The following is a 19408-nucleotide window of genomic DNA, read 5'->3' as shown; positions in this document are numbered from 1 at the left end:
CGCCGCGGCCGGCGCCGACGCTGGCACCGTGCAGCTCTTCACGCCGCACAAGGTCGGGGACTGCGACGGCGACGGGATCCCGAACGCCTCGGACACCTGCACCGACACCGACCACGACGGGTACTGCAGCACGGTCTTCTTCCCACCGACGGGAGCGGCCGACTGCGACGACGATCACGCGTCGGTCCGCCCGGGCGCCCCTCAGGTTTGCGACGGCTACAACAACAACTGCAGCGACCCCAGCTGGCCCGCGCCGCCGGCCGGCGAGTGCTTCGCCACCGACAACCTCACGATCACCCACCCCGCAGGCCAGGTGCGGCTCGCGTGGGACGTGGCCTCGGGAGGGGCCGACTCGTACCGCGTCTACCGGGGAACCCGCGCCGACCTCCTCGCCGGCCACAACGGGGGGTTCTGCTTCGGCACGTCGGCGACGACGCTCCTCCAGTTCACCGACAACCTCCCCGTCGGCTCGGGGGCCTTCTACCTCGTCGCCGGGGTCCGCGGCGGCGTGGAGGGATCGCGGGGCGTGGACGACAACGGCGTGGAGCGGGAGCACTCGAACGTCTGCCCCTGACCGTGCGGAGGCGCACGGGCTCCTGCTAGAATGCGGGCCATGAGCGAGACGAAGGCAGGCCCCCGCAATCCCACCCGCGACGTGCGGATCGGGAGCACGCACGTGGGGGGCGGCCACCCGGTCGCCGTCCAGTCGATGACCGCCACGAAGACGCAGGACGTCGCCGCGACGGTCGCCCAGGTCCGGCAGCTCGAGGAAGCCGGCGCCGACATCGTCCGGATCGCCGTCGACTCGGAGCGCGACGCGCGCGCCCTCGAGCCGATCCGCGGGGAGACGCGCGTCGCCCTCTCGGTCGACCTCCAGGAGAATTACCGGCTCGCGTCCATGGTGGCGCCGCACGTCGACAAGCTCCGCTACAATCCCGGGCACCTCCACCACCACGAGACGAGCCGCCCCATCCTCGAGAAGGTCTCCTTCCTCGCGGAGACCGCCGACCGCCACGGCTGCGCGCTGCGGATCGGCGTGAACTGCGGATCGGTGGACCCCGCCAAGAAGGGGATGTTCGGCGACGACGACGTCGCCGAGATGGTCGAGTCGGCGCGCGAGCACGCGGAGATGCTCGAGTCGCTCGGGTTCCGGCGGTTCGTCGTGTCGCTCAAGGACTCCGACCCGAAGAAGGTCATCGACGCGAACCGCCGCTTCGCCGCCCTGAGGCCCGACGTGCCGCTCCATCTCGGGGTGACCGAGGCGGGTCTGCCCCCCGACGGCATCGTCAAGACGCGCGTCGCGTTCGAGCAGCTCCTCTCGCGGGGGATCGGCGACACGATCCGCGTCTCGCTGACGGTGCCGAACGACCGCAAGAAGGAGGAGATCGCCGCGGGGAGGAAGATCCTCGACGACATCGCCGCCGGCCGGTTCCGATCGGTCCCGGTCTTCGAGAACAGGGCGCTGAACATCATCTCGTGCCCCTCCTGCTCGCGCGTCGAGAACGACGCCTTCGTCGATCTCGCCGAGAGGGTGCGCGACGTCACCGCGTACGCCCGCGATCACGCCATCACGATCGCGGTGATGGGGTGCCGCGTGAACGGCCCCGGCGAGACCGACGACGCCGATCTCGGACTGTGGTGCGGTCCCCGCACGGTCAACCTCAAGCGCGGCGAGGAGACGGTCGGCGCGTACTCGTACCAGGAGGTCCTCGAGGTCCTCCGGAGGGAGCTCGACGCCCTCATCGCCGAGAGGACGGCCGCTGCCGTCCACTGACGCAGAACCGCCCGAAAACCCCCGCACCGCAGGCGCCCATTCCATCCGCTGGATTCTTTACGACGGCCAAGGTTCTCGGCTAGACTGGCGCCCCGCTGAATAGAGGATCCTGCCGCGCGCGCGGGCGCTCACGGACGAGGTGCCGCTTGAAAGAATTCAAGGAGTTCCTGCTCAAGACGAACGCGCTGGCCCTGGCGGTCGGCGTCATCATCGGAGGGGCCGCCGGAAAAGTCGTCTCCTCGCTGGTCGCCGATCTGCTCATGCCGCCCATCGGGCTCGTTCTGGGCAAGGTGGACTTCAGCAGCCTCTTCCTCAACCTCAGCGGCCAGAAGTTCGACTCCCTCGCGGCGGCGCGCGCAGCCGGGGCGCCGACGCTGAACTACGGCCTCTTTATCAACACGATGGTCGACTTCGTCATCGTCGCGTTCTGCGTCTTCATGATCACGAAGTTCTTCATGAAGGAGCCCCCCGCGGCTCCGGGCCCCGCCATGAAGGACTGCGGCCAGTGCGGCGAGAAGATCCTCGCCGTCGCGAAGAAGTGCCGCTACTGCACGAGCGCGGCGTAGCCACCGGCGGCGCCCGATCTCGGGGCCGCACCCTTCGGTTCTGAACCCACAAAGGAGACATGAAAGTGCATTTATCGATCTGCCGCTCCGCAAGAGCGGCCCTCATGACCGCGGGGATCCTGGTCCTCGCCGACCCGGCGGCCCTCGCCGACGGCCCGAAGCTCGGGTGGGCCGACTCGGCGGAGTTCAGCTACGTCGCCACGTCGGGGAACACCGAGACTCAGACGCTCGGGTTCAAGGACAAGCTCACGCGGACGTGGGAGCGATCGCTCTTCACGCTCAACGCCGGGGGCATCCGCGTCGAGACGACCACCACCGACCGTTTCGCGGTCGGAACGACGAGCTCGTTCGGCGTGACGGAGAACAAGCAGACCGTCGTCACGGCCGAGAACTACTTCCTCAACGGCCGCTTCGATCACAAGATCTCCGATCACTTCTTCTGGTTCGGCGGCGCCGGGTGGGATCGGAACACCTTCGCCGGGATCCAGAACCGCTACACCGCCTTCGGCGGCGTCGGCAACATCTGGGCGGACAGCGACACGTTCAAGTGGCGCACCGACTACGGCGCGACCTACACGCACCAGGAGGAGGTCGTGAGCGACCCGACGACGCAGGACAGCTTCGCGGGGCTGAGGCTGTCGTCGGCTCTGGCCCGGAAGCTCGGCGGGTCGACGGCGTACACGAACGACACGGTCGTCGACGAGAACCTGAACGACACGAAGGACCTTCGCGCGACGATGACCAACTCCCTGTCGGTCTCGATGACGAAACGGCTGGCGGTCAAGATCAGCCTCCAGTGGCTCTACGACAACCGCCCGTCGTTCAAGGACATCGACCTCTTCGCTCCGGGTACGCCCCCGACCCCGACCGGCACGAAAGTCCCCTTCGAGCTCGCCAGGCTGGACACGATTTTCACGACCTCCCTGGTCGTCAACTTCTGATGGAGAACCCCATGTTGAAGAAGATCTCCGCACTCTCGGCTCTGCTCCTCCTCGCGGCCCTGCCGGCAACGGCGGCCGGGGGACAGAGTGGCGCCTGGGAAATCGGCCCGTACGCCGGCTACGCCTGGCTCGACAGCTACGGCGGGTCGGCTCCGGACAACGATCTCCTGTACGGCGCGCGCGTCGGCTACTTCGTCACGTCGCGATGGAGCGTCGAGGCGTCGTACCAGTTCCTCAAGACGAACATCGCCGCCGGCGGCGCCGACTTCAAGCTGAACTCTCTCCGACTCAACGCCCTCTACAATTTCCGCGAGGGAAAGCCGTTCCGCTGGCACCTGACCGCGGGTCTCGGCCAGGAGTCGACGAAGATCACCGGCACGTCCGTCGACCAGACCGATCTCGGATGGAACGCCGGCGCGGGCGTGCGGTACTTTTTCACGCCGAAGTTCGCGGTGCGCGGCGACGGCCGTTTCGTCCGGACGCACATCGGCGCCGGGCTGAACGAGAACCAGGGGAACGCCGAGGCGACGGTGGGCGTCTCCTGGTTCCTCGGCGGCGGCCCGGCCCCCGACGCCGACGGCGACGGCGTGGCCGATCACAGGGACAAGTGCCCCTCGACCCCGAAGGGAGCCAGGGTCGACGCGATCGGATGCCCGACCGACGCCGACCATGACGGCGTGTACGACGGGATCGACACCTGCCCCGACACCCCGAAGGGATACCCGGTCGACGCCGCGGGCTGCCCGAGGGACAGCGACGGCGACGGCGTCGTGGACGGCGCCGACGCGTGCGCCGGCACGCCCCGCGGGGCGAAGGTCGACACGAAGGGATGCCCGACCGACGCGGACGGCGACGGGGTGGCCGACGGCCTCGACCGATGCGCCAACACCCCGAAGGGAGCGAAGGTCGACGCGAGCGGTTGCCCGCTGGACTCCGACGCCGACGGCGTCGCCGACGGCGTCGATGCCTGCCTGGGCACGCCGAAGGGGGCGACCGTCGACGCGCGCGGCTGCCCGAAGGACTCGGACGGTGACGGCGTCGCCGACGGCATCGATACCTGCCCGGATACTCCGGCCGGCACGCCGGTCGACGCGAAGGGGTGCCCGATGGTCGCGAAGGCGGCTCCCCTCTTCACGGACACGAAGAAGTCGCTCGTCCTCGAGGGGGTGAACTTCAACTCCAACAGCGCCGTCCTCACTCCCGACTCGTCCGCTGTCCTCGACAAGGTCGCGGCGTCCCTCACGGACTGGCCGGACGTCAAGGTCGAGATCGACGGCTACACCGACGCACGCGGGGCCGACGCCTACAACGTCTCGCTGTCCAGGAAGCGCGCGCAGGCGGTCGTGAGCTACCTCGTGGCGAAGGGCGTGGACGGGTCGCGCATGTCGTCGAAGGGGAACGGCAAGGCCGATCCCATCGCCGACAACGGCACCGACGCGGGCCGCGCGAAGAACCGCCGCGTGGAGCTGCACAAGGCCGACTAGATCGCGGTCGCACGGAAGGCCCCGGCCGGGAGAGATCCCGCCGGGGCTTTCTCTTGCCACGACCCGGGCTCAGCGCAACGCGTGCCTGTGGACGGGCGCGCCGAGCGCCGCGGCGAGCGTCACCCCCCCCAGGATCAGGCACGTCGCCCCCGCCGCCCACGCCAGCCGGCGGCGCGCGGTCCCGGACCGGAACCGCGCGGGGACCTCTCCCACCGCCAGGCCCACCACCAGCAGCGCCGGAACGGTGCCGAGGCCGAAGGCGAGCATCGAGGCGGCCCCGGCCGCCGCCGAGCCGAGCGTCGCCGCGCGGGCGGCCATCGCGTAGACGAGGCCGCACGGGATGAACCCGTTGAAGACGCCGGTGAGAAGGGCCGCCGCCCGCCCGGGGCGGCGCAGCAGATCCGCGAGGATCGCGCACAGGGGCGAGCCGCGGATCCACCGCGACGCCGCCTGAGGCAAAGCGGCCGGCGCGAGGGTCGCCGCGCCGACGAGAAAGAGGAGCGCGGCCGAGAGGAGCCCGAGGGGCATCCGGAGCGCGTCGACGCGCAGCCCGGCCGCGGCCGCCGCGGCGCCGAGGAAGACGTACGTCGAGATCTTTCCCGCGTGGTAGAGCGCCTGCGGGATCAGCGCGCGCCGGAGATGACCGGATCCCGCGCGAACGGCCGCGGGAAAGACGCCGCACATGAGGGCGCAATGCCCCGAGAAGGCGAGCGCCGCGACGAACGGGACGAGGAGGATCATCCCGGGTAAGGCTCGAAGACCCCCCACGGCGCGATGACGAGCATCGTCCAGGCGAAGACGAGGTGCGTCAGCCCCGCGACCCAGAAAGGGACCAGCGTGACGATCCAGTTCCCGTCGAAGAGAAGGGGCTGGAGCCACGAGAGGATTCCGTAGAAGTTGACGATCCAGAGGCCGAGGCCCACGGCGGTCGCCACGGCGAACCTCCGCGACGCGGGAGCCCTCTCGAACCAGCGGCTCATCACGAGATGGAACGCGGCGCCGTACAGGCAGCCGGTGCCGAGGTAGAGGCAGATGCCGACGCCGAGGGCGACCCCCGAGTCGAGCGTCAGCGCGGTCTCCCCCAGCGGGAAGGTGAGGTAGACGCGGATGAGCTGCAGGGGATGCTGCCCCACGAGGAGCGAGCCGACGACGTTGAAGAGGAGGCTGCTCCCCGCGCCGACGCATCCCAGGAGGATTCCGATGACGACGTGGTACGGCGTGTAGTACCCCTGGGGCGGCCACGCGGAAGCCGGCGCTCCCTCGAGCTCCCTCTCCAGGCGCCGCGCCTCGGCGTGGAGCCTCTCGATCTCCCGTCGCGTCGCCTCGCGCTCGCCCGATCCCGGCATCGTCGTCATCGCGCCCATGCCTCCACCACGCCACCGCCGGCCGCCCGCGCGCCCGACGGGGCGGAAGCCCGCGCCCTTCCCTCTCGCGCGAGCGAGCGGGAGTGCGCGGCGACGAGAAGGCTGCTCGCGATCATCGCGAGGGCCGCGAGGATCGGCTGAAGCCCTCCCGCCATGGCCAGCGGGATCAGGACCAGATTGTAGACGAACGCCCAGAAGAGGTTGATGCGGATCGTGCGCACGGTTCTCCTCGAGAGATCGAGCAGCCAGGGGACGAGCGTCAGGTCGTCGTTCCGAAGGCCCACGTCGGCCGCCTCGCGCGCCGCCGCCGAGCCGCTCCCGAGGGCGATGGACAGGCTCGCCCGCGCGAGGGCCGGGGCGTCGTTCATCCCCTCGCCCACCATCGCCGCCGGCCCGCGAGCCCGCTCGCCCCTCTCGATCGCCGCCACCTTCCCGGCCGGCGAGAGGCCCCCGAGGCCGCGAAGGTTCATCGCGCGCGCCAGGCGATCCGCCGCCTCGGGCGTGTCGCCGCTCAGGATCTCGACGCCGACCCGCAGCCGTCTCAGCTCCGCGGTCGCCCGGGCCGCGCCGGGTCGGAGCGATTCGGCGAAGTCGACGCTCCCGATCACGCGCCCGTTCGCCGCCACGAAGGCGCGCGCGCCCGCGCCGGCCCCCGCGCCGGCCGGCGGCTCGACTCCGGCGCGACGCAGCATCTCGCCCCCCCCCACCGCCGCGGCGAAGAAGCTCTCCCCGTCGAGCGACACCTCGCCGCCGACACCGGCCCCCGCGTGAACCCGGACGCCCCGGACCGCGGCGACGGGAAGCGCGCGGGACGCCGCGGCCTCCGCGATCGCGCGCGCGTACGGATGGGCCGAGAACGACTCGAGGGCCGCGGCGACGCGCAGCAGGTCGGCCTCGGAGCAGCCCGCCGGGGCGATCGCCGAGACGCGGGGGGTCCCGTCGGTCAGCGTCCCCGTCTTGTCGAAGTAGACGGTGCGCACGCGCGCGAGGCGCTCGAGCGCCTCCCCGCGCCTCACCACCACGCCCCGCCGCGCCGCCGCGCCGAGCGCCTCCCACACCGCCAGCGGCGTGGCGAGCCCCAGCGCGCAGGGGCAGGCGATGAGGAGCACCGAGAGGGCCCGCATCACCCCCGCGCCCGCCCCGGGGTCCACCGTCCGGAGAGCGCCCGCGATCGCCGCCAGGGCGATCGCGGCGGGGACGAAGAGCGCGGCGACGCGATCGGCGAGCCTCTCGATCGGCGCGCGCGACCGCCGGGCCGCCTCGAGCATCGCCTCGATCTTCGCGGCCATCCTCTCGGCGCCCGTGGCGGTCGCCCGGATCGCGAAGGCCCCGTCGACGCTGTTCGCGCCGGCGTACACCGCGTCCCCCACCTTTCGGCGCGCCGGCGCCGACTCCCCGGTGAGGCCCGACTCGTCGACTCCCCCTTCGCCGTCGACGACGAGGCCGTCGACGGGGATGACGCCGCCCGGGGCGACGCGCACGATCTCGCCGGGAAGGACCGAGGCCGGGTCGACCTCGATCAACCGCCCGCCCCGGACCACCGTCGCGCCTCGCGGCTCCGCCGAGACGAGGCCACGGAGCGAGGCCGCGGCGCTCGAGCGGGCGCGGGCCTCGAGATACCTCCCGAGCGTGACGAGGAGAAGGATCATGCACGCCGTCTCGTAGTAGACCGGCCCGTGCCCGGCGACGGTCGACCAGGCGCTCAGGGCGAAGGCCGCGAGGGCGCCGATCGCGATCAGCGCGTCCACTCCGGGGGCCCCGCGCCGCGCGTCGCGCCACCCGCGCTCGACGATGGGCCACCCCAGCAGGAACAGGACCGGCGCGCTGAAGAGGAGCGAGACGTACCTGAGGGCGCCCGCGATCCCGGCCCGGAGCGGCTCGTCCACCGCGGCGGCGGGATCGTCGGCGTAGAGCACGAGGGCCATCGCCATCACGTTCATCGTGAGAAAGGCGGCGAGTCCCAGGCGCGCGAGGATCCACTCCGGCTCGCGGCGTCGCGATCCGGCGCCGGCGATTCGGTGCACGAGAGCGCAGCCGTAGCAGCAGAAGAGATCGGGCGCCGGGGCGGGACCGCTCCCCCGCATCGTCACGCCGCACTGCGCGCAGACGGCGCCCGCTCCCGCTACCTCAGCCATGCCTTCAGATCCGGCAGGTAGTACATCGCGATGTAGATCCCCCCCCACGCGAGGAAGGCGAGCCAGATGAGGGCCAGCCACCATGGGAAGCGGCTCCCCTGGTACGTCGGCGCGCCCGGCTCCCCTGCCTCGCGCGCGTCCCCCGCGGGCCTCTCACCGCTCATCGCCGCACCTCCGGGATCGGCGGCGCCGGGGATCCCTCGCGATCCAGGGCCCGCTCGTTCTCGAGGAGCCGGTGCTTCGGCTCCTCGATGTCGGTGTAGTGCCCCCTGAGGAAAGCCCACAGGACCATGCACAGGAAGCCGAGCGTGACGATGAAGTAGCTCACGACCGTCGCGTAGGCGAACCCCGGCAGATTGCCGCGGTTCGCGGCGACGATGAACTCATAGAGCTTGTAGACGAAGCTGACGCCGCCGATGGCGACCGCGGCGCCGACGCCCCACGTGACGGCGCGCCTCAAGAAGGGGGTCATCGCGACTCCTCCGCCGGGTGGGCGGCCAGAAGCGCGGCGTCCGGCTGCTCGGCCCAGCTCCCGAGCCACTGGACGTAGGCGACGATCGCGAGGCCGCGCTCGTTCGGCGACGGCGGAAGGTTCGGGTCGGCCTGAGCGTCGTAGAACCACGTGAAGGTCGGCATCACCGACGACGGCACGACGTCCGTCGGCCGCCAGAAGTGCGCGACGTGCCAGTCGTTCGAGTGCTTCCCGGCCGACCGGATCAAGTCGGGACCGACGCGCCGCGTGCCGAACATCTGAGGGAGCTGCAGCTCGTTCTGGTACTCCCCCGCGTAGCTGACCGTGCCGAACCGCCGGTCCTCGTTCGAGACCGGGCGGACGAACTGCGAGTGACAGTGCCAGCACCCCTCCGCGATGTAGACGTCGCGCCCCGTGCGCAGCGCCCTCGCGAAGGACGCCGGGCCGGGCTCCCCGTAATACTTCCGGAAGGGGTCGGGATACCGCGCGGCGAGGTCGGTGAAGTCGAGGGGGACCACGGAGGCGATCTGCTCGACGCTCTGCATCGGGATGTGCCGGAGCGTCTGCCACGGGAGCCACGCCTCGACGACCACCGAGAGGGCGAAGAAGACGAGGCCCGCCACGAGGACGATCGTGCCGAGCCGCTCGAGAGGGTTCACGCGCCGCTCCTCATGTCGTCGCCGCCGGACGGCGCGCCGTCAGCCAGAGATTGACGAAGAAGGCGACCTGCCCCGCCGCGATCAGCACGCCGGTGACCGTCCGCACGAGCCAGAACGGATACGACCCGACCAGCGACGCCTCCCACGGCGCCAGATCGCGCCACAGGAATCCCTGCACGAGGCCGGCTGCGGTGAGGTCGATCACCATGATGGCGGTACCGACCGCGGTGAGCCAGTAGTGCCACGTGTTGAGCCGCGTCGAGTACCACGCGCGTCCCGTGAGCTTCGGCCACAGCTCGAGGACGATCCCGAAGATCCAGAAGCCGAAGACCCCGAACATGACGAGGTGCGCGTGCCCCACGACCCAGTCGGTGAAGTGGATGACCTTCTGCACCGTCAGGAGGACCTGGATCGAGCACTGGAAGCAGGTCACGACGTAGAAGAAGATCCCCGTGTACATCCACCGGATCGGAAGGCTCGTGGCGAGGGCCGAGCCGCTCCCGCGGATCGTCGCGAGGAAGTTGATGAAGACCGTCGTGACCACGATCTCGACGCCCACGGTGGCGACGACCGCGCCGTACTGCGCGAACATCGGGATGGGGCTCCAGAGGAAGTGGTGCACGCCGTTCAGCGGGTAGAAGAACGCCAGCCCCCAGAAGCCGATCAGGCTGATCGCGTGGCTCCAGATGGGCTTTCTCAGGATCGTCGGCACGAAGTAGTACATGAGGCCCCAGCCGAGCGGCGTCACGAAGAGGCCGACGAGATCGTGGATGAAGAGCCCCGCCACCGCCGCGCCGCTCGCCCCGGGGAGGAAGAACTGCGGGACGTAGTTCCCCATGATGTAGTTCAGGAGCGTCCAGATGAGCCCCGCGGTGAAGTACCACAGGGAGACGTAGAGGGGCTTCCCGCCGCTCCGGATGATCGGCGGGAGGAAGTTGAGCGCCACCAGGATGAGCCCGACGACGACCACAGGGTCGATGAAGATCGGGGTCTCGCCCCACTCGATCCCCTGCGCCAGCCCCCCGAGGATCCCCGCGGCCGTCGCGACGAGGATCCCCTGCCACGTCCAGAAGATGATCCAGCTCAGCTTCCGAGAGGCGACGGTGCGCCCCGTGATCCGCGGGACCGCCCAGTACAGGCCGCCGATGAACACGTTGGCGATGAAGCCGTACGCGAGCACGTTCGTGTGCAGCATCCGGACGCGCCCGGGCGAGAGCCACTCCACCCCGGGGAACCAGTAGGCCTGGATGAGCTGGAACGAGAAGGCGAGCCCGGTGGCGATGCCGATCGCGAGGGCGATGAGCCCGGCGACGATGTGGGCCTTGACGATCGGCCGGTCGACCGGATCGCGATCGAAGCGTTCCTCTCCCGAAGCCGTCACGGGTGGACTCCACTCTCGGCGCGCGCCAGCGTCTCGATCGGCCGCGCCGGGATGACGGGTGTCGTCTGCCATCGCCGGTCCGCGAGGCTCTTCACGTAGTAGGCGAGCGCCCAGAGGTCCCGCTCCTCGAGGCCCCCCTTCCACGTCGGCATCGCCGTGCCGCCGATGCCGCTTGCGATCGTGCGATAGAAATCCGCGACGGAGCTCCCCCCCTTCATGCGGCGCCTGGGGAAATCGGTCGGCATCAGCGGTTGATCCCACGCGTCCTCGACCCGCGTCGCCCTGTCGGCGCCCTCCCGGACCGTGATCTCCTTCCCCTCGCTCTTCGCCATGGCGGCCACCTCCTCGTGCGTCGCATAGGAGGGATGGCACTGCCAGCAGGTGGCGAGGACGTGGTAGACGGTCTTCCCGCGCCCGACGGCCTGCCGCATCGCGGCGCCGCCGCCGGCGGCGAAGGGGTTCTCCGAGACGGCGATCGGCGTGCCGGGCTGGTTCTTCGACCACATCTTCGAGAAGGTCTTGAGGTACACGATGACCGCGCGACGCTGCTCCTCCGGAAGGAGCTGCCAGGCGGGCATCGACGACCCGGGGAGGCCGCGGGTGATCGTGCGCATCAGGTCCTCGTCGCGGGGGAGATCCCCCGACGCGACCGACGCGAACTTGAAGAGCCCCTTCGTGAAATCCCGGGGCTTCGGATCGAGGAATCGGGCGGCCGGCCCCTGGCCGTCACCTTTCACCCCGTGGCAGCCGACGCAGTACTCGCGGTAGACCGCCTCGCCGTCGCGGAGGCGGCTGACGGCTGGCGGGCGGCCGGCGCTCGCCTCGCTTGCCTCGACCGGCGCCTCGCGATCCGCCGCCGGGGGAGCGGCGGAGGCGCGCGTCCCGGCGCCCGCCGCGGGCGCGCCGGCCGCGCAGGACAGGACGAGGGCGCAGAGGAGAAGGGCGAGGGCGAGCGGGACGGATCGAGGGAAGCGCGACTGTCCGGTCAAAAGCTCCTCCGCGGGCTGAAGGTCTTCTGATCGAGGCATCCCGGGGGTCCCGATGACCGCCGGTGCGTTCGCCGCGATCCAGCAAACGCGGTGCCGCATGGCGGAGCCCATTCTGTCGCGGGCGGGCGAGGACGGGAATCGCTGCGTGGCCCGGAGATCTGGCGAGAATCATGGACGCCGAGCGGCGGGCGGTGCCGGGGGTCGCGGCTGCGCGTTCTCCACCATCGTGCGCGACATCACGCACGCGTCCTGACGGAATCCGCACCAGGACCGGACCTCACCCGCCGACTTCTACTTGATGTTGAGGCCGTGGCACCGGACGCAGAGGTCCTGCCGCGGATCGGCGAGGAGGAACTGCCGGAAGGTCGTGCCGTGCGGGTCGTGGCAGGAGAGGCACGTGACGTTCTTCCCGGGGCGGCTCGGGTCCTTCACCCCCTCTCCCATCGGATGGGCGAACTGCGCGTGCCCGGCGTGACAGGTCTTGCACGTCTCGAGGGCGTCCCCCTTCTTGAGGAGCGCCTCCGTCTTTCCGGTGTGAAGCTCGTGGCACGTCGTGCAGTCCTGGTTCGATCCGAAGACCGGGTGGTAGGAGATGGCACCCGATCTTTTCGCGGCGATGTCGGCGTGGCAGCTCAGGCAGACGAGGCGCTCGCGCCCCTTGATGAGCGCGGGGCCGGAGGAGGCGTGCGGGGTGTGGCACGCCACGCAGGCCCTCTCGATCTTGACCGGGTGTCCCCCCTTGCGCGGCTCGTGGCAGGCCTCGCACAGGTCGGGGAGCTTCGCCGCGACCGATGCGGGGGGAGCCTTCGGATCGTCGTGGCAGGTGTCGCAGGAACCCTCCTTGAACGGAGCGTGCGCGGTCGGCCGGATCATCCCCGCCTCCGTCCCGCCGTGCGGCAGGTGGCAGCCCGTGCACTTCGCCTCCGCGATCGAGATCCCCTTGTGCGCCGTCCCCATCTTCGGGGAGGCGAGGGGGTGGCAGGAGGTGCAAAGCGCCGGCTCCTCCTTCAGCGCGAGGTACGGGCGCGGTGCGCTGTGGGGATCGTGGCACTTGAGGCAGTCCCCCTTCGCCGCCGGCGGATGGCCGTGAGGGGCCCCCGCCTGCTTCGTGATCTCCTCGTGGCATCCGGCGCAGAGCTTCGCGGCGTCGTCGAGGAGAAGCTTCGGCCGATCGGAGGCATGCGGATCGTGGCACGAGAGGCAGGACTTCTCCGTGTTGAGGGCGTCGTGCGCCCCCTCCTTCCCGATCTTCTCCGCGATGTCCACGTGGCACGAGAGGCAGGTTTTCCGGGGGGTGGACTTCAGCAGCCGATCGTGGCGGGAGGCGTGAGGGTTGTGGCACTCGACGCACCCTCCGGCCGCGACGGGAGCGTGGACGACCGCCTTCTTCCCCCACGCCGCGGGCTGGTCATGGCACGAGGCGCACGCGATCGTCGCCGCGGCCGTCCCCCCGGCGGCCCGGGAGGAGGAGACGCCGATCCCCGCGAGGATCGGGATCGCCGCGGCGAGAAGGGCGAGATGGCGTCTCACGGCTTGCCTCCTCCCTGATGGCAGACGGCGCAGTCGCCGTCGGTGAAGGGAGGATGCTGGGCGGGAAGCATCAGCTTCTTCTTCTCGGAGGCGTGGCCCGCGTGGCACGTCGTGCAGTCGGTCGTGGGGGCGAGAAGCCCCTTGTGCGCCGTGCGGACCGCGGCCTTCGTCGGATCGTGGCAGGTGGTGCAGAGCGCGGCCGGCTCCTTCGCGAGAAGGCTCTCGGTCGGCGAGGCGTGCGCGACGTGGCACGCCAGGCACGACTCCCTCGCGAAGGGAGGGTGAACCGTCGTGTTGCGGCCCATCATCTGCTTCGACTGCTCGCCATGACAGCTCAGGCAGAGCGCGCGCATGTCGTCGCGCCTCAGGAGCGCCGCGCCGCTCCCGCCGTGCGGGCCGTGGCAGGCGAGGCACTGTCCTCTCGCCACGGGGAGGTGCCGCGTCGCGGCGTCCTTCTCACCCGGAAGCGCGTCGTGGCACGAGCGGCAGAGGGCCCCCGCTTCCGTCGCGAGGAGGCTCTCGTTCGGAGAGGCGTGGGGCTTGTGGCACGAGAGGCACTCGCCGGCGGCGAAGGGGGCGTGCCTCCCCTTTTCGGGAAGGGCGTCCATCTCCTTCTGGTGGCACTTCAGGCACGCCTTGCCGATGTCGGCCGCCACGAGGTGCTCGGTGTCGGCGCCGTGCGGCTCGTGGCACGCGACGCAATCTCCGGACTGGAACGGCCTGTGGACGTTCCTCGCCTCGACGTCCTTCCTGAGATCTTCGTGGCACGAGAGGCAGAGAGTGGCGGCGGGCTCCTTGAGCGATCCCTTGTGATCGGATCCGTGAGGGTTGTGGCACGTCAGGCACTCGCCCGCCGCGGCGGGAGGGTGAGGGTGCTTGCGCGCCGCCTGCGGCCCCACGCCGGCGTGGCAGGTCTCGCAAAGAGCGGGGGCCCGGGCCTTCAGGAGCTTGTCGGGCCCGGAGTGCGGCTGATGGCAGCCGGTGCACGCCTCCTTCGCGGGAGCGTGCGGCGCCTTCACCTCCCGGGCCGCCTTCGCCTCCGCGTGACACGTCCCGCACAGCTCCGTCTGGGGCGCCTTCAGCAGGCGATCCTGATCGGAGGCGTGCGGGTTGTGGCAGGTGAGGCACTCCCCTGCGGCGACGGGCGGATGGACCTTCGCCGGCGCGCCGGCTATCGCGGGCGCCTTCCGCGGATCGTCGTGGCACGTCACACAGAGATCGGGGACGCTCGCGACGAGCGCGAACTTCTTCCCCGTCTCCCCCTCGGTCACGTGGCAGGTCTCGCACGACCCCTCGCCGGTCATCGCCGCGTGGACGTTGCGGCGCATCAACCCCTTCGTCCCCGACGCGTGAGGCGTGTGGCACGACAGGCAGGTGGACGCCGGCGGCGGATTCGGCCCGTGTCCCTTTTTCTCGGCCTCGCTCCTCCCGTCGTGGCACGAGACGCAGAGCTTCGCCGGCTCCTTCGACAGGCTCCCGGGCCGCCCCGTCCCATGCGGGTCGTGGCAGGTCAGACAGGAGACCTTGTCGGCCGGATGGATCGACGCTCCCTGGAACTTCTCCGGCTTGTGGCAGGTCAGGCACGCGGCGGACCCCGCCGCCTTGAGGAGGCCCGGGTTGTCCGAGCCATGCGGGTCGTGGCATGCGCCGCACCTCAGCTCCGAGCCGGGAGGATGGGCGAACCTGTGCGCCGGGAGGGGGCGCGCGGTCACCGCCTCCTTCCTCGAGCCCGTCCTCTGCGCGGCGGCCCCCTCCATCGTGTGGCACGTCAGGCAGAGATCGGGATCGCCGGCCGCGAGACGGAGGACGCCGACGACGCCGTGTCTCAGGTGGCAGGCCTCGCAATTCCCGTCGCGCACGGGCTCGTGCCTGGAGGCGCGCCCGTTGTAGGCGGCCGCTTCCTTCGAGTGGCAATCGACGCAGCTCTTCTGGTTCGGGGAGAGGGCCTTCCCCTTCCTGAGCTGCGCCTCGGCGGGGGTGGCGACGAGGAGCGCGGCCGCGAGGAGGAACAGCGGCAGCGCGAGGAGGCGTCTCGAAGCGTGGGCGCGGGTCATAGGATTGGTCGCGGTGTCACTGGATCAGAGTCTTCAGGGCCTCCCGGATGAGATCGCGGGCCCGCTCGGTGGCGCTCGCCCCTCCGACGCCGAAGAGGCGCGCCGACGCGCCGACGCCGCTCTGGGAGATCGCGGTCGACCAGATCACCTGCCCCGTGTCGGTCTCGATCATCCGGAAGACGAGGGAGACCGACGTGTTGGACGCGCCGGAGGTCCTCACCTGGGAGAACTCCTGCACGCTCCCGGCGACGACTCCCTGGACGGCGAGCTCCTTGCCGAGTCTCTGGACCTCCTCCGTTCCCGGGGAGACGGCGTTCACGACCTTCGCGGCGGCCAGCGCGCGCCCCACCTCGCCGACGTCGAGCACCTCGACGCTTCCCGACGAGAGGAGCTCGATGATGAGGAGCTGGCGGATCTTCTCCGCGGCGGTCTGATCCTGGGCGAGATTCTCGAGAGGGAGGACCGCCACCCGCCGGATGAGGCTGAAGTCGGCTTGCGGGTTGACGAAGGTGGTGGCGTGGTGCGCGCAGCCGGCGGACGGCAGGGCCGCCAGGGCGATCAGCGCGAGCGCCGTCCCGGTCACGGAATGAGCACGAGATCCCACGGTTCCTTCCCCGCTTTCACTTCGCGATCGACGCTCCCGACGATGCGATTGACGGTGATCAGAACGCCCCGATTCGGGCTGAGAGCATACAGATTCCTCCCCTCCGGGTCGATGACGAACCGGGTGACGTCGGAGACGGGAATGATCTTGGTGGACGCGGCCGTGAACGGCGACATCAGGAGGATGCGCCCCGTGATCGAGCTGGCGAGGAGGAGGCGCCGCGACGGGCCGTCGGCGGCGACCGAATCGATCGGCGACTCGATCCCGATCTCCTTCGACTCGACCGCCCCCTCCTCGACCGCGTGAAGGACGGGCGCGCCCGGGTGCACGACGTAGACGGTGCCGCGCACCGGATCGACCGCCAGATCGCCGGGGAGGGATCCGACGGAAGGCGACGCGATCACGCGCGGCCGTCTCGGATCGGTGGCGTCGATCATGGACAGGCGCCCGGCCTGCGTGCATAGGGCGTAGACCCTCCTCCCGTCGGGCGACACGGCGAGGCGCGTGGGCCCCCTCCCGACCTCGATCTCCGCGATCTGCTGCAGGCTCCCCGCGTCGATCGCGTAGACGGTGTCGGTGCCCGTCCCCGCGACCCAGAGCGTCCTCTCGTCGGGAGAGAGGACGAGGTGGGCGGGGGCCGAGCCGTGCGTGAGGCTCAGGGTGTCGAGGACCTTGCGCGTCACGCCGTCGATGACCTGCACCGCGTGGGTTCCCGCGCTGGCGACGAAGATCCGATCGCCGTCGCGCCGCGCGGCGAGACCCGAGGGGGCCTTCCCCACGGGGATCGTGGCGATCAGCTCGCTGCTATCGCGGCTGAAGGCCATCACGTCCGACGAGCCGCGGTTCGCGACGTAGATGGTGGATCGGCGCCGGTGAGGATCGGCCTCCGGGGGCTGTGCCGCCGCGCGCTCGTTCGGATCGGCGTTCGGATCGGCGGTGGCCGGCCCGGGACCCTGTGCGGAGGCGGGAGGGGGCGCCGCGGGAGAAAGGGCGAGACCGAGCGGAACGAGCGCGAGAGCGATCGCGAGGACCCTGAGCGAACGCGCGGACGGTGCGGGCACGGTGCGGCTCCAGGGACAGAGAAAGGGGGAGACTCCGGGACTTCCCTTCGTCTCCCCCATTCTACTCAGCGGAAGAAAACCGGAACCAGAGGATCAGGTCCCTTCAAAGTGGCACTGGTTGCACAGGTTCCTGTACGTCCCCGGGTTCGTCCCCTCCTCGGTCTGCGAGCCGGCGAGGGGGTTCATGTAGACCAGGCCGAAGGCGTTCTGGTTGCCGTGCGACTTGTGGCAGGAGAAGCAGGACGGAGTGTAGTCCCATCCGGCTGCCGTCGGATCGGTCGGCGTCCAGTTTCCCGTGGCGGTCATGACTTTGACCCAGTTGACCTTGATCGGTCCACCGGCCCGCTGTCCCCACGCGAAGACCGGCTTGCTGGAGTGGCCGCCGGTCCCCGAGCCGATGATCGCGCCCGCGGCGGGATGACGGTGGAAGCCGGCCGCCGGGGAGCCCGTGCCGCCGACCTGCGCGCCGCCGACCGCACCGTAGAAGTTGGTGTGGCAGACGCTGCAGAACTTGCCCATGTTGGAGGCGGCGGCGTTCGGCATGTTGTAGTTGATGTTCGAGATGTCGTAGTGGGTCGCGCCGCCGGAGACGATCTCGTAGACGTCCTTGTTCGGGTCGTTGACGCCGATCGCGTACGTCGGAACCGTCGCGCCGCCTGGACCCGCGCGCGAGCTGAGGTTCCGGTAGGCCGTCGCGCCGCCATGCGGCCCGTGGCAGTTCACGCACTCCAGTCCGGTCGGGTTGCTCCACGTGCCGCCCGGGGCGACGTCCGTCGATCCGAGGGTGTGGCCCGTTGCCGTGTAGTAGGGAGCCGCGCCGCTCTCGTTGAGCGCGCCGGCCTCGCGGATGTCGCTCCCGGTGTTCGCCTCGAGGACGTCCGGGGCGAAGGTGGATCCGTTGTGGCAGGTCAAGCAGAGCTCGTTCGGCTCGTTGCGGAGCAGATAGTCGTACGGTGCCGCTCCGCCGATGGGCGTCGAGAGGCCGGTGCCATTGGAGGCGTACCCATGCGACTGCTGGCCATGCATCACATGGCAATCATTGCAATAGAGCGTGGACAGTGTGTGGTAATCCCCGGCCATGGCCGGTCCTGCCATGAACAGGACGAGGCAGGCTGCCAGCGCCCCTATCACGGTTACCCTGAGCATCCTCATCTGAAGTTCCTCCCTTCATATCTTCAAAGCGCCCGCGGCGCTGTCGATTGCTCTGGAACTTCCCGTTGGCGTCTCCCTCATTCACCCTGGATTCAGCAACCATCGTGCCACTTGGTTCGAATTGTGAGACAGGACCCAACTGTCGCGTCTTTGGCGCATGCGCTGAAGAAGCTCATCTGACAGAGCGGGTTACGCGTCCGAGTCTTCGGCCTAGGGTGCCGGTTTAGGCGCTGCGGGCTGGCGGGGCTGTGAAGGGGTGCGAGGTGGCGCATCGCTGAGCGGAATTCTGTCGAGGATCTGCGCGCGGCGCCCCACGCGCTCCACGACGTAGACGCGCCCCCCCTTGCCGGCCGCCACGTCGGTCGGGTACGCCATCTCGCCGAGGGCCTGGCCGAAGGCTCCGCCGAGACGGTCGTAGTACTGCCCGTCGGGATCGAAGATCTTGACGTCCTGCCGGACGGGGTCGGCGATCAGCACGCGACCGTCCGCGCCGATCGCGATCCCCGCAGGGATCGCGAAATTTTCGGGGCCCATCTCGCGCTTGCCGAAGCCGCGGAGAAACCGGCCGGTGGAATCGTAGACCTGGACGGGAAGCCCGCGGACGTCGGAGACGTAGAGGTTCCCGGCGGCGTCGAAGGCGATGTCCTGGGGAGCCTGGAGCCTGAGCCCTCCCTCTCCGGAGCCGCGGATGACCCTCACCAGAGAGCCGTCGAGGTTGCACACGAGGATGCGACCGGCCGGTCCGTCGAGAAGGTAGAGGCGCCCATCGGGCCCGAGGCCCATCCCCGCCAGGACCGGGCTCTTCCCTTCCACGGGCCCGGGGCCGATCTCGCGGAGCGGCTCCCCCCGGTAGGAGTAGACGGTGACGACTGGCGCTCCCGGCTTCAGGACGTAGATGTTCCCGCCCGGGTCCGTGAAGAGGGAGGTCGGGAAGGACCCCGGGCCCCCCGTCGAGAACGTGAACTTCGGGACGCCGTTCCCGTCGAAGATCCCGATGAGACCGTTCCCCGAGTCGGCGACGAACAGCTCGTCCTGGGCGGCGTCGTAGTAGATCCCCTGGGGGCCCTGCAGGCGCGTCCCGTCGAGGTGCTCCAGCACGAGAGCGAAGGGGAGCGCGCCGATGTAGTCGAGCCTCGGCGGCGACCCCGGCGCCCCGGGCCCCGGCGGCGCGCCGGCAGCTCCCCTGACCTCGACGCCTCCGAGGAGGAGAGCCAGCGCGAGCGGAAGGAGGCGCCGCGTCAT

At 70.5% G+C, this 19408-nt stretch carries 19 protein-coding genes; 5 read left to right on the top strand and 14 right to left on the bottom strand.

Annotated elements, in window-relative coordinates:
• The 5 genes from HY049_15570 to HY049_15550 form a co-directional block, all read left to right on the top strand.
• The coding region (locus HY049_15570; GenBank protein MBI3450319.1) for a putative metal-binding motif-containing protein at positions 1-574 on the top strand (574 nt) is incomplete at its 5' end.
• 39 nt (positions 575-613) lie between these two features.
• Positions 614-1774, top strand: coding sequence for a (E)-4-hydroxy-3-methylbut-2-enyl-diphosphate synthase (gene ispG / locus HY049_15565; GenBank protein MBI3450318.1), 1161 nt, complete (start codon positions 614-616; stop codon positions 1772-1774).
• A gap of 146 nt (positions 1775-1920) precedes the next feature.
• Positions 1921-2340, top strand: coding sequence for a large conductance mechanosensitive channel protein MscL (gene mscL / locus HY049_15560; GenBank protein ID MBI3450317.1), 420 nt, complete (start codon positions 1921-1923; stop codon positions 2338-2340).
• A 59-nt stretch (positions 2341-2399) separates the two neighbouring features.
• Positions 2400-3281, top strand: coding sequence for a DUF481 domain-containing protein (locus HY049_15555; GenBank protein ID MBI3450316.1), 882 nt, complete (start codon positions 2400-2402; stop codon positions 3279-3281).
• An 11-nt stretch (positions 3282-3292) separates the two neighbouring features.
• Positions 3293-4765, top strand: coding sequence for an OmpA family protein (locus tag HY049_15550; protein MBI3450315.1), 1473 nt, complete (start codon positions 3293-3295; stop codon positions 4763-4765).
• A 69-nt stretch (positions 4766-4834) separates the two neighbouring features.
• On the opposite strand, the gene HY049_15545 is transcribed toward HY049_15550, so the two are convergent.
• The 14 genes from HY049_15545 to HY049_15480 form a co-directional block, all read right to left on the bottom strand.
• Positions 4835-5506: a sulfite exporter TauE/SafE family protein gene (locus tag HY049_15545; GenBank protein MBI3450314.1), complete on the bottom strand. Its 672-nt coding sequence runs from the start codon at positions 5504-5506 to the stop codon at positions 4835-4837.
• A complete protein-coding gene (locus HY049_15540; GenBank protein MBI3450313.1) occupies positions 5503-6120 on the bottom strand; it encodes a hypothetical protein in 618 nt (205 codons plus the stop codon). The genes HY049_15545 and HY049_15540 overlap by 4 nt, the downstream gene beginning before the upstream one ends.
• Positions 6117-8264: a cation-translocating P-type ATPase gene (locus tag HY049_15535; protein MBI3450312.1), complete on the bottom strand. Its 2148-nt coding sequence runs from the start codon at positions 8262-8264 to the stop codon at positions 6117-6119. The genes HY049_15540 and HY049_15535 overlap by 4 nt, the downstream gene beginning before the upstream one ends.
• A complete protein-coding gene (locus HY049_15530) occupies positions 8252-8428 on the bottom strand; it encodes a hypothetical protein (GenBank protein MBI3450311.1) in 177 nt (58 codons plus the stop codon). Before HY049_15530 ends, HY049_15535 begins: the two co-directional genes overlap by 13 nt.
• Positions 8425-8736, bottom strand: coding sequence for a hypothetical protein (locus HY049_15525; protein MBI3450310.1), 312 nt, complete (start codon positions 8734-8736; stop codon positions 8425-8427). Before HY049_15525 ends, HY049_15530 begins: the two co-directional genes overlap by 4 nt.
• Positions 8733-9395, bottom strand: a complete 663-nt coding sequence (locus HY049_15520; GenBank protein ID MBI3450309.1) for a cbb3-type cytochrome c oxidase subunit II — start codon at positions 9393-9395, stop codon at positions 8733-8735. Before HY049_15520 ends, HY049_15525 begins: the two co-directional genes overlap by 4 nt.
• Before the next feature lie 10 nt (positions 9396-9405).
• The gene (locus HY049_15515; GenBank protein ID MBI3450308.1) at positions 9406-10848 is read right to left on the bottom strand and encodes a cbb3-type cytochrome c oxidase subunit I; all 1443 of its coding nucleotides are present in this window, start codon (positions 10846-10848) and stop codon (positions 9406-9408) included.
• Positions 10773-11765, bottom strand: a complete 993-nt coding sequence (locus HY049_15510; GenBank protein MBI3450307.1) for a c-type cytochrome — start codon at positions 11763-11765, stop codon at positions 10773-10775. Before HY049_15510 ends, HY049_15515 begins: the two co-directional genes overlap by 76 nt.
• Before the next feature lie 291 nt (positions 11766-12056).
• A complete protein-coding gene (locus tag HY049_15505) occupies positions 12057-13295 on the bottom strand; it encodes a hypothetical protein (GenBank protein MBI3450306.1) in 1239 nt (412 codons plus the stop codon).
• Positions 13292-15349 carry a hypothetical protein gene (locus HY049_15500; GenBank protein MBI3450305.1) on the bottom strand — a complete coding sequence of 686 codons (2058 nt, stop codon included), beginning with the start codon at positions 15347-15349 and terminating at the stop codon, positions 13292-13294. The genes HY049_15505 and HY049_15500 overlap by 4 nt, the downstream gene beginning before the upstream one ends.
• Before the next feature lie 16 nt (positions 15350-15365).
• Positions 15366-15932 carry a hypothetical protein gene (locus tag HY049_15495; protein MBI3450304.1) on the bottom strand — a complete coding sequence of 189 codons (567 nt, stop codon included), beginning with the start codon at positions 15930-15932 and terminating at the stop codon, positions 15366-15368.
• Entirely contained in the window at positions 15929-17014 is a 1086-nt protein-coding gene (locus HY049_15490; protein ID MBI3450303.1) for a YncE family protein, read from the bottom strand. The genes HY049_15495 and HY049_15490 overlap by 4 nt, the downstream gene beginning before the upstream one ends.
• A 93-nt stretch (positions 17015-17107) precedes the next feature.
• On the bottom strand, positions 17108-18166 hold the full coding sequence (locus tag HY049_15485; GenBank protein ID MBI3450302.1) for a hypothetical protein: 1059 nt from the start codon (positions 18164-18166) through the stop codon (positions 17108-17110).
• A gap of 210 nt (positions 18167-18376) precedes the next feature.
• On the bottom strand, positions 18377-19408 hold the full coding sequence (locus HY049_15480; protein ID MBI3450301.1) for a hypothetical protein: 1032 nt from the start codon (positions 19406-19408) through the stop codon (positions 18377-18379).

The sequence above is a fragment of the Acidobacteriota bacterium genome, assembly GCA_016195325.1.
In the GTDB taxonomy this organism is placed as follows: Bacteria; Acidobacteriota; Polarisedimenticolia; order JACPZX01; family JACPZX01; genus JACPZX01.
Note: the sequence above shows the minus strand (reverse complement) of the source record. Positions and strands in the feature narration are given on the sequence as shown.